The 14,227-nt window shown below is 51.6% G+C and carries 15 protein-coding genes; 4 read left to right on the forward strand and 11 right to left on the reverse strand.

Going from position 1 to position 14,227, the window contains the following annotated elements; all coding sequences use genetic code 11:
• Positions 1-40 precede the first annotated feature (40 nt).
• Positions 41-1,531, forward strand: coding sequence for a UDP-glucose--hexose-1-phosphate uridylyltransferase (gene galT / locus B5G27_RS02880; protein ID WP_087177463.1), 1,491 nt, complete (start codon positions 41-43; stop codon positions 1,529-1,531).
• A gap of 189 nt (positions 1,532-1,720) precedes the next feature.
• Here galT and B5G27_RS02885 read toward each other — a convergent pair whose 3' ends face one another.
• The 9 genes from B5G27_RS02885 to B5G27_RS02925 all read right to left on the reverse strand — a co-directional run bounded on the left by B5G27_RS02885 (position 1,721) and on the right by B5G27_RS02925 (position 8,609).
• Complete coding sequence (locus tag B5G27_RS02885; RefSeq protein WP_087177464.1) at positions 1,721-1,912, reverse strand: hypothetical protein; 192 nt, start codon at positions 1,910-1,912, stop codon at positions 1,721-1,723.
• Positions 1,913-2,004: 92 nt separating this feature from the next.
• Positions 2,005-2,949 carry a hypothetical protein gene (locus B5G27_RS02890; protein ID WP_087177465.1) on the reverse strand — a complete coding sequence of 315 codons (945 nt, stop codon included), beginning with the start codon at positions 2,947-2,949 and terminating at the stop codon, positions 2,005-2,007.
• A complete protein-coding gene (locus tag B5G27_RS02895; RefSeq protein ID WP_087177466.1) occupies positions 2,888-4,171 on the reverse strand; it encodes a M56 family metallopeptidase in 1,284 nt (427 codons plus the stop codon). The genes B5G27_RS02890 and B5G27_RS02895 overlap by 62 nt, the downstream gene beginning before the upstream one ends.
• Positions 4,168-4,545, reverse strand: a complete 378-nt coding sequence (locus B5G27_RS02900; RefSeq protein ID WP_087177467.1) for a BlaI/MecI/CopY family transcriptional regulator — start codon at positions 4,543-4,545, stop codon at positions 4,168-4,170. Before B5G27_RS02900 ends, B5G27_RS02895 begins: the two co-directional genes overlap by 4 nt.
• A 231-nt stretch (positions 4,546-4,776) precedes the next feature.
• Positions 4,777-5,004 (reverse strand): helix-turn-helix domain-containing protein, encoded by a 228-nt coding sequence (locus tag B5G27_RS02905; RefSeq protein WP_087177468.1) that lies wholly within the window; start codon positions 5,002-5,004, stop codon positions 4,777-4,779.
• Between the two features lie 11 nt (positions 5,005-5,015).
• Positions 5,016-5,645: a hypothetical protein gene (locus tag B5G27_RS02910; protein ID WP_087177469.1), complete on the reverse strand. Its 630-nt coding sequence runs from the start codon at positions 5,643-5,645 to the stop codon at positions 5,016-5,018.
• 141 nt (positions 5,646-5,786) lie between these two features.
• Positions 5,787-6,461, reverse strand: a complete 675-nt coding sequence (locus B5G27_RS02915) for a YkgJ family cysteine cluster protein (RefSeq protein ID WP_087177470.1) — start codon at positions 6,459-6,461, stop codon at positions 5,787-5,789.
• A 90-nt stretch (positions 6,462-6,551) separates the two neighbouring features.
• The gene (locus B5G27_RS02920) at positions 6,552-7,286 is read right to left on the reverse strand and encodes a DUF6198 family protein (RefSeq protein WP_087177471.1); all 735 of its coding nucleotides are present in this window, start codon (positions 7,284-7,286) and stop codon (positions 6,552-6,554) included.
• 1,041 nt (positions 7,287-8,327) lie between these two features.
• A complete protein-coding gene (locus B5G27_RS02925; RefSeq protein ID WP_087177472.1) occupies positions 8,328-8,609 on the reverse strand; it encodes a DUF2325 domain-containing protein in 282 nt (93 codons plus the stop codon).
• 233 nt (positions 8,610-8,842) lie between these two features.
• On the opposite strand from B5G27_RS02925, the gene B5G27_RS02930 reads away from it, so the two are divergent.
• From B5G27_RS02930 to B5G27_RS02940, 3 genes are all read left to right on the forward strand, one after another.
• Positions 8,843-9,046: a 4Fe-4S binding protein gene (locus B5G27_RS02930; RefSeq protein ID WP_087177473.1), complete on the forward strand. Its 204-nt coding sequence runs from the start codon at positions 8,843-8,845 to the stop codon at positions 9,044-9,046.
• Positions 9,043-9,624, forward strand: coding sequence for a 4Fe-4S binding protein (locus B5G27_RS02935; RefSeq protein WP_087177474.1), 582 nt, complete (start codon positions 9,043-9,045; stop codon positions 9,622-9,624). Before B5G27_RS02930 ends, B5G27_RS02935 begins: the two co-directional genes overlap by 4 nt.
• 95 nt (positions 9,625-9,719) lie before the next feature.
• Positions 9,720-10,256, forward strand: a complete 537-nt coding sequence (locus B5G27_RS02940; RefSeq protein WP_087177475.1) for a DUF4854 domain-containing protein — start codon at positions 9,720-9,722, stop codon at positions 10,254-10,256.
• Between the two features lie 107 nt (positions 10,257-10,363).
• On the opposite strand, the gene B5G27_RS02945 is transcribed toward B5G27_RS02940, so the two are convergent.
• Together B5G27_RS02945 and B5G27_RS02950 are read right to left on the reverse strand one after the other, a co-directional pair.
• Positions 10,364-12,250 (reverse strand): hypothetical protein, encoded by a 1,887-nt coding sequence (locus B5G27_RS02945; RefSeq protein ID WP_087177476.1) that lies wholly within the window; start codon positions 12,248-12,250, stop codon positions 10,364-10,366.
• On the reverse strand, positions 12,238-14,190 hold the full coding sequence (locus B5G27_RS02950; protein ID WP_087177477.1) for a glycosyltransferase family 2 protein: 1,953 nt from the start codon (positions 14,188-14,190) through the stop codon (positions 12,238-12,240). Before B5G27_RS02950 ends, B5G27_RS02945 begins: the two co-directional genes overlap by 13 nt.
• Positions 14,191-14,227: the final 37 nt, after the last annotated feature.

A 14,227-nucleotide genomic window follows, 5' to 3' on the forward strand; every position in this document is an offset into this window, starting at 1 on the left:
CGCCGGTCACGGCGAAACAATATCTTGGAGGAAAGCCATTATGATTTATGAATCTATCAAAAAACTGGTACAGTACGGGATCAACACAGGTCTGACCCCGGAGACAGAGAGGATCTATACCACCAATCTTCTGCTCGATCTTTTTAAAGAAGACAACTACGAGGATGTCTCCTGCGATCTTGACAATATCGTTCTGGAAGATGTGCTGAAAGACCTGCTCGACGAGGCAGTCAGAAGGGGCATCATCGAAGACAGCATCGGATACCGGGATCTCTTTGACACAAAGCTCATGAACTGTCTCGTGCCCCGTCCGGCGCAGATCCAGAGCGAGTTCTGGGAAAAATACGAGACATCCCCTGAGACTGCGACAGATTATTATTACAAATTAAGCCAGGACAGCGACTACATACGCCGTTACCGCATCAAAAGGGACCGCAAATGGACGGTAGATACAAAGTACGGGACTCTGGACATCACGATCAACCTCTCCAAGCCGGAGAAAGATCCAAAAGCCATCGCCGCGGCAGGCAAGGCGAAGTCCTCCTCCTACCCGAAATGCCAGCTCTGCATGGAAAACGAAGGATATGCGGGACGCCTGGACCACCCGGCAAGGGAGAACCACCGCATCATCCCCATCACCATCCAGGGAAAGAAATGGGGATTCCAGTATTCTCCGTATGTATATTACAACGAGCACTGCATCGTATTTAACGGGGAACACATCCCCATGAAGATCGACCGGAACGCCTTTGCGAAGCTGTTTGACTTTATCAAACTCTTCCCCCACTATTTCCTGGGCTCCAACGCAGACCTGCCGATCGTGGGCGGCTCGATCCTGAGCCACGACCACTTCCAGGGCGGGAACTATACCTTCGCCATGGCGAAAGCTCCTGTCATCGAAGAGTTTACTGTAAAAGGCTATGAGGACGTATCAGCAGGCATCGTAAAATGGCCGCTCTCTGTCATCCGCCTCCGCGGGGAAGACACAGAGCGCATCATCGACCTGGCGGATCATATCCTGAAGGCATGGCGCTCCTATACAGATGAAGATGCATTCATCTTCGCCGAGACAGACGGCGTGCCGCACAATACGATCACACCGATCGCGCGCATGAAAGACGGCATGTATGAACTGGACCTGACGCTGCGCAACAACATTACCACAGAGGAACATCCTCTCGGAGTATACCACCCCCATGCAAAACTCCACCACATCAAAAAGGAGAACATCGGGCTGATCGAGGTCATGGGGCTTGCAGTCCTTCCCGCCCGCTTAAAAGGCGAGATGGAACTCCTGGAAGAATACATCCTGGAAGGAAAAGATATCCGCAGCAATGAGCAGATCACGAAACATGCCGACTGGGTGGATGAATTCCTGCCCGCATATACCGACGTCAACGCAGACAATATCAGACACATCCTGGAGCAGGAAGTCGGGAAAGTCTTCTGCCAGGTGCTGGAAGATGCAGGAGTGTATAAGTGCACGGAGGACGGGATGGAGAAATTCCGGAGGTTCATACAGGTACTATAAATCTGGAAATCTGGATTTGCGGGGGAGCCTTCCTTGTAAATATAGCGTCCGAAAACCGCCGATGTGATTGAGTAGGGTTTCGCGGCGGACGGGGATATGGCTCAGGTTCCGGTTCCGTAATCCGGGAAAGACGTAAAAAGAATGGGATACGGCTAAGGACAATTTCAAAGCGGAAGATTCGCCTGCGGCTCAGGCATCCGCTTTGAAATTAACGCCGCATCCCATTCCTTTAAGTCTTTCCATCAGATTACTCCAAGTCACCGTCGCCATATCCCCGTCCGCCGCGAAAGGCGCATCAAAGGGCGCGGTTTTCTGCGCGCATCCGATCGGAAGGTCCCCGCAGTCAAATGCAGGATTTCTCTCCGCAGTCACCTCAGGCACCCACACACCCGCGCTGAATACGTCTTCGATTCCTACGCTTCACTGTTTTCGGACGTTTAACCACTCGGTCAGCTCCCCCCGCAAATACAGATTTATTCTATCTGGATTGGAACAAACGTATCCGAATACCGATAGATCACTTCTGATGATAAATCCCCGCCTCCGATGAGATTTCTGATCTCCTTGTCTCCTGCCCCTTCTCCTGCTGCCATGAACGTGCCGTCTTTCAGCCTGGCAAACACAGTAAAGCAATACAGGGTATTATAATGCCATATTTCCGGGATCTCCTGCTCCGGGCTGTTGAAACACATCCTGCCTGACCATACCATCTGCACGTTATCCAGTACTTTCACCGGCTCTCTTACAAAAGCATCGTCAGACACAGGGGTACCGCACTGTCCCATGATATTCCACCCCCAGGTATAGAGTTCCCCGTTGACACTGATCGCTGCCCCGTTTTCACCGCCGGTGGTCACATAGATACAGTTGTCCAGAAGTTTTTGCGGGCTTACAGCACGCATTCTCCACGATTCTTCTGTTTGCAGTCCTTCCTCCCTCTGTTCTACCACGATTCCCGAATAAGAGATATCTTCGTATCTCCCCTGCCACCAGACACTCCCGTCATTTTTCAGGTATACGATACACTTTCCGCCTGTCCTCGCATATGCCACATTTTCTTCGATCAGGACCGGGCTTGTTACTGCCGGGAATGTCTCCTGCCCTATCATTACTTCAGGACTGCCTTCAGGATCTGAATCCTCTCCCAAAATATGATCGATATCCGCTCCCATCCCGTACAGCTTACCGTCTGAGGTGAGGTAGATGCAGAAATACCCGTTCATTGACATATCCACTGAGACAACGTCCGACGCAATGCGGATCGGTTCGGAATAAAAGACGCCCAGTTCGTCTCTCTGCCCGTTGCCGAGCTGTCCATAATCATTGCTGCCGAATCCCCACAAAACGGATCCGCTGTCAATGTAAAACCTGTTTCCGCCTGCCGTCCTGTGTCTGAGAGCTTTCATTTTCCCTGACATTCCACAGACAGGTTCCTCCTATGACAGCGAGCGCCAGGACAGCAAAGAACACATATCCCCATTTGTTCTTTCTGGTAAAAATGTTTCGGATCCGCACTTCCACGGAACGCTTTCCCCGTGAAAAATGTGTGCCGAACACAACTTCACTCTTTCCCCGCGCAGCAGTCTCTAAAATCGTGGATGCATAAATCTTTTTTCCCTTCAGATCAAGCTCCCGCACGACCTTTTCATCACAGATGCACTCAATGTCCTGGTATGCCGCCTTCTTCATAAATCTCAGGATCGGATTGAACCAGTACAGATCACATACGAACATGATCAGGAACTTATACCACAGATCCCGGTTTTTAAAATGCTGGATCTCATGCCTTAAGATCATTTCCGCTTCGTCTTCATGATATTTCCTGTGGGGAAGGATGATGACCGGCCTGTAATACCCAAAAAGCATGGGCGTCTTTATCTCCCGGCTGAGCCTGACGCTGATCTTTCCTTTTACAGACTGCTCCGCGCATATGGAACGGATCATAGATTTGATCCCCGCATCCCGGCACGGGACAGAGGATCCGACTGCTTTTTTCTTTAAGATCTGATACTGGACCGAGCGGATACCGAGGATCCCGGCTGCCCCTGTCAGCCAGACAAACAAAAACAGAAAGTGCCAGTCCACATCTGCTGCGCAGGAAGCCAGGCTCAGATTTCCCGATCCGTTGTCCGGGACTGCAGCATCTATTCCCGCAGTCCCGCCGGGTGTCTCTGTCTCACTGCTGCCGCTCCGGGCGGTATTCCCGGTCTGCGCCCCTTGCCCCGGCTGTAATGTATTGCCAGACTGCATTGCATGCCCTGACTGTAACGCATCATCCGACTGAGTCGCATGCTCTGACCGTAACGTATCATCCAGCTGCGCCTCCTGCTCCGGCTGCCTCGCATCATCAGTACCGGAAAGCTCTGCTTCCGGCTCTCCCTCAACATTTTCTTCGGACCGGGAAGATGCCTCCTCTCCACTTACCGCGATCGGGATATGAAAGGGAACAAAAGAAACCGGCGCCATGGAACTGATCGTCTGGACCGGGACCAGCAGGCGTACCGCCACGACCACCCACAGGATCTTTCTCCATCCATATCCGGTCTTACCCGAAAACCGCCCGGGTATGAGGCAGGCGCACAGGATCACCAGGTCCGCGGCCAGTGACATCACTGCCAGATAGATCAGATATTCCTTCATTTTTTCTCCTCCGTCTGGCTGTCGATAAAGGACTGGAGACTTTTGATCTCCTCTTCGTCCATATCTTCGCCATCATACAAAGCCGCAACAAAATTGGTCAGTGAATTTCCGAACATCCGGTCCAGGACGCTCTTCCCTTCTTCTTTCAGATATTCCTGCTTATCTGCAAGCGAATAGTAGTAATTGATCTTTCCTCTCTTTTCGCGCCTTACAAATCCCCGCTTCTCCAGCCGGGAAAGAAGCGTCAGCACAGTGCTCGGAAGGACGGACCGCCCGCCTTTCATCTTTTTCTCTATGTCAGCCCTGGAAACCGGCTGCTCGGAATCCCATATGATCATCATCAATTCCAGTTCCGCATCAGGAAGCCGCTTCACGTTGGCACCCCCTTTCTTATCATATTAGACAATTGTATAATATGATTATATACTTCCCTTTATAAAAGTGTCAATCCGAATTTACCAGATCCAAATTTATCTGGATCTGCCGGATGATGCATAATGGATGATGCATAATGATTCCAGATCCGCCGGGCGAAGCATTGCCTGCGGATCACCTGGCTGCAAAAAAAGATGTAAACAGAGTTTCCGCTCCATTTACATCTTCTTTTATTTCTTTTCTTCCTCTTCTTCATCGTCCACATATTCCAGGATATCCCCGGGCTGGCAGTGAAGCTCCCGGCAGATCGCGTCCAGGGTGGAAAACCGGATTGCCCTCACCTTCCCCGTCTTCAGATTGGACAGGTTTACATTCGATATCTCCACTCTTTCCGCCAGCTCTTTCAAAGACATCTTCCGATCCGCCATCACACGGTCAAGCCGTAAAATAATCGACATATCCTTTCACCTCACAATGTCTCGTCCGATTCCTGCTGTAAGACCCGGCCATATTCAAAGACTGCGGAAAGGCAGAAAAAAACAGAACCGGGGATAAACCAGTATATGTTGAGAATATCAGATCCCTGGGCTCCGATCCCCTTGATAAAAGCAAGGAAGGGAAAAAGATTTTCTCTGACAGCCAGGAAAATCATCACAGCAATCCCCATCCGGAAGATCGCCCTGCTGTTTTCTTTTATGAACGGTGTATCAAACTTCTTGATATTGCGGAATACTTCCTTTAAATACCACAGGAAAAGCACTCCCCCTATGCCGGCTGCCGTATTGCTGAATTGCTCTGCCAGGTATACATATTTCGGCATCTGCCCCGCCGCCTCATTCAGGATGCCCGGATCAAAGCGCATCTCTGACAGCCAATACGCCATGAATCCCTCTTTTAATCCCGAAAAATATATCATTCCCTGCATACCTGCCGGAGTATCTGTCAGGACGGCGGAAAAATCTGACGCCGGCTGGAATGCCAGCCATATCCCTGATATCAGGAGCAGGAGCCAAAACGCTGCAACTGCCCAGAATACAACAGCAAACCCGGTTCTCAAAAAATCGCACCGCTCTTTCATGATCGTCTTTTCATCCTTCATGATACCATCCCCTTTCTTACAGACAGTTTGTCCGCTCCTTTCGTTTCCTTTGGATGCCTTTCTTCTTATCTGCATCGTATCATGAAGAATTTATTTTTGTCAATATTTATTTAATGTTTATCATTAATTTTTATTTGATTATCATTTAAATCCGAACTTCTCTTTTACTTCTTCCATCCTTGCGGAAAACTCTTCATAAAATCCATTTTCATCCGCCGCCATGTATGCGGTCTCGAAAAACCTGCGGAGCACATACAGCTCCAGGATCCTTACATTTTCTTCGCTCAATGTTTCCAGCGCATCTTCACACTGGTTCAGGAAGCCGTGCCATTCCAGGATGTAATTTTCATACCCCTTCAGGTTGGGGATGCCCAGCCACTTTTTGATCTTTATCTTGCCTCTATCCTGTTTCCGGCATTCGTGGATCTGGATAAAATACCTGAAGCCATTTTCTTCATAATACCGTCCCAGAGGGAAAAGGCGGCACAGCCCCGGACGGCAGTCATGTACGGAACACCGCCCCTGACCGTCCAGGAACGGGCAGGCCTCCCGCTCTGCATCCATTTTCAGATTGGGAAGGATCATCCCGTCCGCCATATTGAGCTCAATCTTACCTTCTTCCAGAAGCGCCTGGAACCCTTTTTTTATCCCTTTCTGCAGTCTCCACACATCCATGGGGTCAAGGATGATGGAACTGCCCATACCGCGGCAGCACTCAGAGCACCCTTCGCAGTCACGGCAGTCCGCCCTGACCATATCCCCGAAAGAATACAGCCTGCCGTCTGATATTTCCTTCAAATCTACATTCCGTTTCATACGTTCCTCTTTCCTTTTCTTCTACCGGCATTATTTTTCTTCTGCCGGTATTATTCTTCTGCCGGCAATATCATGCTTCTCTGGCAGCAGCTACACTTCCACACACGCCAGCCGGTTCATTTTTTCATAAAACAGGCGGTTAAACACAGAGATCACTCTTCCCACGCCGATCACTGCCAGGATCGTACCGATCCCCACGCCCGCCAGGTGACCGGCAAAAAACAGTCCGATAAATGTACTGATCAGGATATTCACCACATCCACACAGTTTTTCGTAAACCCGACTTCTTTGCGGACACAGTCCGCGATAGCCTGCACGATCCCGTCTCCCGGATTCGGGATGATCCTCATATCCAGAGACATCGCAGCCCCGATCCCTGTAAACGCGATCGCAGTCAGGAGGACAGCCACCCTCACCGCCATCTCTCCCGGCGTACTCTTTCCGCCGGAGGAAAGATCCGGGATCACCGCCGAAAAGACATTCAGGACACGGGTAAAGACAATACTCAGCGGGAGCTGCAGAATGTCCATCAAAAGCACCAGCCTGCGGTTCTTCCGTCCCGCATTTTTCAATGCCTGCGCTGTCTCCTTCTCATATCTCCTGTCCCGGACCGTATGCAGGATGATCTCCAGCACGATAAACACTGAGTACAGCCCCAGCGTCGTATTCCCAAAGCTGTATCCGAACACCTCGGAAATACTGCTGGACACAGAAATGATCGCCGATACGCCAAGCCCTGCCTTTGTATTCAGGGTAAGTCCCAGCGCCAGAAACAAAAGTCCCAGCAAATAAAAAAATGTCCTGTACACCGCTGACTGTCTCATATGTATACCCCCTCCTGACTTGCTGATCTTCCGCTGCACACAGATATATATTATAAATACAATCCATCCTCCTGACAAGACTGGCAATCTGTATTTGTGGGGGAGCCTTCCTTGTGAATATAACGTCCGAAAACCGTCGGTGATTTAAGACGTTTTCGCGGCGGGCGGGGATATGGCTCGGGTTCCGGTTCCGTAATCCGGGAAAGACGTAAAAAGAATGGGATACGGCTAAGGACAATTTCAAAGCGGAAGATTCGCCTGCGGCTCAGGCATCCGCTTTGAAATTAACGCCGCATCCCATTCTTTTAAGTCTTTCCATCAGATTACTCCAAGTCACCGTCGCCATATCCCCGTCCGCCGCGAAAGGTGCATCAAAGGAGAACGGTTTTCTGCGCGCATCCGATCGGAAGGTCCCCGCAGGCAAATGCAGGATTTGGAAACGGGGCGAGAGGGGAGCTTCAGCGGCGAAACAGGAAGATTTACCAAACGGAAGGTGCTGCGGACTTCCGGGAGGGGATTAGCCGTTCGATTTGGCCCAGCAAGCTGGGCCTCTCTTGTGATAGAATTCTGCCAGAAAGGGGGATTTTATTTTTTGGCGGAGAGGTTTCCGTCCGTGGTATGTTTCTGCCGGCTGGGGATGGGTTACCTTTTCCCGGAGAAGTCCCCCTTCCGCTGCGTTTGTAAACGCTGCATTTGTCGGGGGACCTTCCGGCTTGAGGAAACCAGAAAACAGCGAAGCGCTTTTTCCGAACATCTTTCAGCGCGGGGATATGGGTGGTTGAGGTGACTTCGGAATGAGGCTTGGAAAAAGTAGAAATCAGGGGACACGCGTTGGGATCAGAAGAGAGGGTGTCTGAGGCGGAGCCGAGTTCCTCTCTTCTGATCCCTGGTTTTAGCGTGTTCCCTGATTTCGTAGTTTTTCCTGCCTCATGGAGCGGAGCCGATGCCAGCCATATCCCCGCGCTGAATACGTCTTCGATATCTGTGCTTCACTGTTTTCGGCCGTTTATCCAACAAACTGGCTCCCCGCACAAATACAGATTACCCACACTTATTCACCAGAATTTCTTCCAGTGCATTTTTACTGCTCGTGTGGCACCTTACCACATCTGCGTTGCACCTGCCTGCCTCTTCCACCGCGCAGCGGACCATTTTGTGGGATACGGTGTTCGTAAAAAGTACGATCAGGTCCGGGCTTCCGATCTGCTTGCCCAGGCTTGCGGACATCTGGGTGAATACTTTTGCCTTGCAGTTGAACCGTCTGCAGATCTGCTTATACTGACATACCATTCTGTCATGGCCGCCTATGATCACAACACTCATATAGAACCTCCTGATGATAATGAAGATAACTGTGCCTGTTTTTGACTGGATCTCACTCGTTAGTTATATCTAACTCTTTAGATATCATACACTATACAGCGGAAAACAGCAAGTGTATTTTGATATTTATTCTCAAAATTTATATTATCTCCATGCCGGCTTTGTGATTAAGTTACAGACCGCGGCATATCTTTTCCTGTATACTTTCCTCACAACATACAGGAGGATTATCTATGCCGAAACAACAAAGAAAAGCTAAGATCAACACTGAGCAATGCGTTGCCTGCGGGTGCTGCATCAAAGTATGCCCGCGGGGCGCTGTTGCGGTCCCAAGGGGGATATTTGCCGAAGTGGACAGAGAATTGTGCGTAGGCTGCGGGAAATGCGTAAAAGAATGCCCTGCCAGCGTCATCAGTCTGGAGGTGGTCAGCATATGAAGACAAAAAAGAAATGGTATGACTATCTGTGGATCCTTTCCCTTACCTACCTGATCCTCGGATTTTTCAACATCCTGTTCGCCTGGCTGGGACTGCTGTGCTTTTTCATCCCGCTGATCATATCTGTCGTAAAAGGGAACAAGGCTTACTGCAACAAATACTGCGGCCGCGGGCAGCTCTTCTCCCTGATCGGCGGCAGGTTCGGGCTTTCGCGCAGGAAGGATGTCCCGGCGTGGATGCGGTCAAAGTATTTCCGTTACGGCTTCCTCGTATTTTTCTTCGCGATGTTCTTTGTCATGCTCTGGAACACGTGGCTTGTGTTTTCCGGCGCCGGAGAACTGAAGGAGGCGGTCACTCTGCTGTGGACTTTCAGGCTGCCGTGGCACTGGGCATACCATGGGACCCTCTTCTCCCCCGGCGTCGCCCAGTTTGCCTTCGGGTTTTACAGTGTCATGCTTACTTCCACTGTGCTCGGCCTTGTGACAATGGTGCTGTTTAAGCCACGGTCATGGTGCGTTTACTGCCCCATGGGTACGATGACACAGCTCATATGCAAGGCCAAAGCGCCCCGTCCCTGATCTGCAAAATGACATTTTACTTTATTTTACTCGACTGAATCCGGCAAATGTGGTAAGATACTGACAGACAATATGAATGAGGAGGGACAATGATTATGAAAAATCTGATTCGAAAAATGTTACTTGTTATGTGTGTCGCAACGTTTGCACTTGCCTTCACTGCCTGCGGGAAGTCTGATAAGCCTGAGCCCGATGCTGTCGAGGAAGAGGATACAGCGAAAGATGAAGCGGAAGAGCCGGAAGAACCTGCGGCCGAAAATGAAGAGGATGCTTCTGACCTCCCTGCTTCCGGCAAATATGCAACCCTCGAGGATTTTATCAATTCTGATCTGATGCAGGAGCAGTTAGACAGCCAGATCGCTTCTCTGGAAGGCACAGGCCTGACTGCTGATATTACCGCTGAGGATAACAAGCTGGTATACAATTTTACTATCACCGACCCGAACGTAGCGGCAAGCCTTGATGCTGCTGCCCTCCAGTCAAGTCTCGACTCACAGGCATCCACCTTTGAGTCCATCGCTTCCACGATCCCGCTTGCAGTGGAGATCGACAATCCTGTCGTAGTAGTGCGCTACTTAGACAGTACGGGGGCAGTGATCGTATCCCAGGAGTTTGCTCCTTCGGCTGAATGATCATCTGTAAAATCGATTTTAAAAAATCAAATGCAAAAAATACCCGCGTTAGACCGCCCAACACCCGGAGCGCTCCCGCGGGTATTTTCTTTTTATTTCAGGATATCTTATTGCACGATATCTGGTACAGCGGCTGGATAAATCCCCGGCGCCCGGAACATACCGCCATACAGCTCTGTCACCCTGTCACTTACTGCTTCCGGCTCGAGGATCACAATGAATTCGTACTCCCCGGCGGCAGTTCTTACCGTCTCTTCATCCAGGTGATCTGTAACGTCCACATCCGGGGCATACAGAAAATACCTGCTCACATACTCTGCCTCACCGTATGTCACCTGGCCGCCTTTGTCAGTCACCGCCACAAGGTATCTCCTCTGATCTTCCGTTCCGCCCGGATACCACCTGTCCCCCATGATCTTTTCTGCTTTTCCCGGCAGGGAATTTCCGTACTCCCTCTGCACTGCTGCCAGCCCGTTATATTCGGAAAATATGAAATTCAGCGCCACGACAAAGGTAACCAGCACTCCATACTGATAACGCCGCTTCGCAGCCGGAGAAGAATATGCCCGGTAAGCCCCCGCCTCATCGATATCCACGGCAAAGGAATGCTCCATATCGACGACCGCTCTCATAAACAGAAGCCCCGCAAACAACACCATAATGCTGCACGCATATCTCTCAAAACCGGCAAGGCGCAGCGCCTCTTCTTCCGGCATGGAAAACAGGTACAGTCCAAGGATCCCCGCATAGTATCCCACAGTCATCGCATCCCCCAGGAGCAGCGTCCGCAAAAGCCCCCATCTCCGTTTCAGGTGCAGTCGCGCGAAAACCACTGCCCCTGCCGCAGCGAGATTACAAAGCAGGAAGACCTGGGCCGCGCGCACCGAGAGGTCCAGCGCCTCCCTCACAAAACGCCCTGCGATCACACCGTACATACCAGCGTCCGCGGTGACAGATCCGGGATTTCCGCCTGCCGCGCTCAGGCTGAATTTCCCCTCATATCCTGCGAGCGCGGTCTCTAAATGGTACTGCCACAGGAGATAAGGCAGGACAGCGGCAGCCGCCGTCAGGAGCGCTGCCGTCCATCCTGTCCCCTTTGACCCGGGCCGGGCGCCCTCTCCTTCACGTTCTCCCAGTGGTCTCCGTGTGAAACGGGAGAAGACATTCCTCAGATATGGGACAAAGGCAAACGCCGCGAAGATCAGGCCTGTATTCTTTACGATCCCCAGGTATCCCAGTATCACCCCGGACAGAAGGGACGCCCGCCATCTCTGCCGTCGGTACCGGTACGAACAGGCAATGGATGCCATGGCAAGGAGAGGGAGGAGAAAATCAACAAGCAGATTGTTGATCCGGATCGTCAGGTTCAGGTAAGACAGCATGGAGCACCCCATTGCGAGAAACGAATATAAAAGAAATCTCCTCCTCTCCTCCACGACGCCGAACACTGCCAGGAAACACGCAAAGATCAGGGCATTGTGCGCAAGCAGCATCACTCCCTGGGACCTGCCGAGAAACAGGCAGACATAATAGATGAACACACTGCTGCCCGGCGGGTAATCCAGGAATGTGACCATCTCTGTATCCAGTCCCGGAAAGCGGTGTGCTGACAGGAGATATTTCACCATGACCGCCCAGTGGGAGAAGTTATCATAGTGAAGAAGCTTCAGATGCAGGATCAGGCCTGCAAAGACGAGAGCCACAGCGCCGAAGCAGACGCCGAAAAATCCCGGCATGTGTATCCCTGTCTTTCTCCGGAGCAGAAGGCAGAAAAAATAAGCAGAGCCTGCCAGTCCGCCTGCCAGGACCAGGTAAGCAGCGGGCCTGAGCGCCCCGAAAAGCCCTCCTGCATAGAGTATGAGGCTGATCCCTGCCATTGTAAAAACAGGCGTAAAATAAGCATGGATCTTCAGGACTCTGTGTACGGCAAATCCACAGCCCCAGACAGACAGGACAAACACTGCTGCTTTCACGACTGATCTTATCTCTTCCAAACTCCTTCTCCTTTCCGCCTCAGGAAGATATTCTGGCGCACATCATCGTAGACGGTCCTCCACGGATCGAGCTCCCGGGGCAGGGAATGCTCTCTGTCATGGATGATCTGGAGCCAGTTCCTCTTATCCGCTTCAGTGAGCGGCATGACCGAAGCCGCATAGATCCTGCCTTTTTCATCCTGCTTCGAGTAGGCAAGCTCCGCGTCGAGCTCTGCCCTGTAATGTTCCGTCAGAACGCGGATGCGGAATTTTTCTCCGCCTTTAAACACAGGAGAATGTTCCTCCTCTTCTGCCTCCACATTTTCTCCGCCTGATAAACGGAAGGCGATCCCCTCCTCTGACACATCCACTGTCATTCCCTTCATTCCCGCCGTTTCCGTCTTCCCTGCCCGGATCCGAACCGGCACCTCTGCCCGGATCCGTTCACTTTTCCTCTTTGCCTCTCTTCCCAGCATAAAAAACACCGCGTAGACAAGCCCGGTCAGGTTATAGCACAGCCAGAACAGGATGACGCTGCTGTATACGAGCGCCATGCCGTATTTTCCGTACGAGAACCTGATCAGCGACGCCAGTGTGAGCGCCAGAAGGATCCCGTGAGGGATCAGGAAACGCAGGGAAGCCGTCCTGCCCTTTCTCTTCTTTTTGTCCGTCACCCTGAATCTGTGCTGATGGATCCCGATGGATTCCAGAAACACCGGAAGGATCAGGTAGGGTGCAAGGATCGTATCAATGATCTGGCTCCACCTCATATTCCTCACATTGGTGCTCAGATACCGCACGGAGATACCATACAGCAGGTGAGAGGGAAGCCAGAAGGCCAGCAGCTCCCAGAACCCGCATTCCACCAGCCGGAAGCCAAACAGGGCGAACAGGACAGGCGACAGGATAAAGATCATCCGGCAGAGGAATGACCACCAGTACAGGTAAGCGTTCAGATAGGCAAGACGGCCTGCCGCGGGAAGTTCCCTTGTGAATATGGCGTTCGTATTCTGGATGCTCTGGATCACTCCGCGCGCCCAGCGGACCCGCTGCCGGATCATGCTTTCCACCGTCGTGGTGGAGAGCCCTGCCGCCAGGACCTCTGTGGATGCATAGGTGATATACCCCGCCTTCTGGAGCCGGAGGCTTGTCTCAAAGTCCTCTGTGACCGTCCCGTACGGGAAACCTCCGATCTCCTCAAGGGCGCTGCGCAGGATCACCGTATTGCTGCCGGTATACGCCGCGGAATTGGACGCATTCCGCATGACATTGACTTCCCTCGAAAAGAAATCCTGCTCATTGGGGATATCTTTTTCCGAGAAAAGGTTAAACTGGAACAGATCCTGGTTGTAAAAGCTCTGAGGCGTCTGCACCAGCCCCATCTTTACTTCGGGATCGAGAAAATACGGTACGGTCTTCATCAGGAACTCCCTCCTCGGTATCATATCCGCGTCAAACGTAGCGATCAGAGGGGAGAATGTATGGGCAAGCGCATTGTTATAATTGCCTGACTTTGCATGCCGGTTATCCGAAAGCCCCAGATAGCCCACTCCCAGCCGCTGTGCCAGCTCTTCCGCCTCCCGCCTGCAGCCGTCGTCGCAGAGATAGATATGGACCTTTCCCTTATCCGGATATTCCAGGAATGTACATGCATTCACCGTCTTGTACAAAAGCTCCGCAGGTTCGTTGTGAGTGGCGATGAACACGTCCACATCCGGGAACTGTTCTCCCGGCACATCCGGCAGGTCACGGATGACCTTTTTCGCCTTCATGCGGCTTATCATAAGTTCAAACATGCCCAGTGTGGTAATGATCTCCGCCAGAACCAGAAGGATTCCGGCCGCGGCCTGAAATACTCCATCTGTCCATGGAATTGTCCCAAACACTCTCCAGATCAGATAGATCGAAAAAAAACAGATCGCCAGCACAAAAATACGGTTTCTCTTCTTATCAGGCTCCATCTTTCTCCTCCCTCTCCCTGTCCATACATCGGTCACT

This window comes from Lachnoclostridium sp. An76 (assembly GCF_002161355.1).
Lineage (GTDB): Bacteria > Bacillota > Clostridia > Lachnospirales > Lachnospiraceae > Mediterraneibacter > Mediterraneibacter caccavium.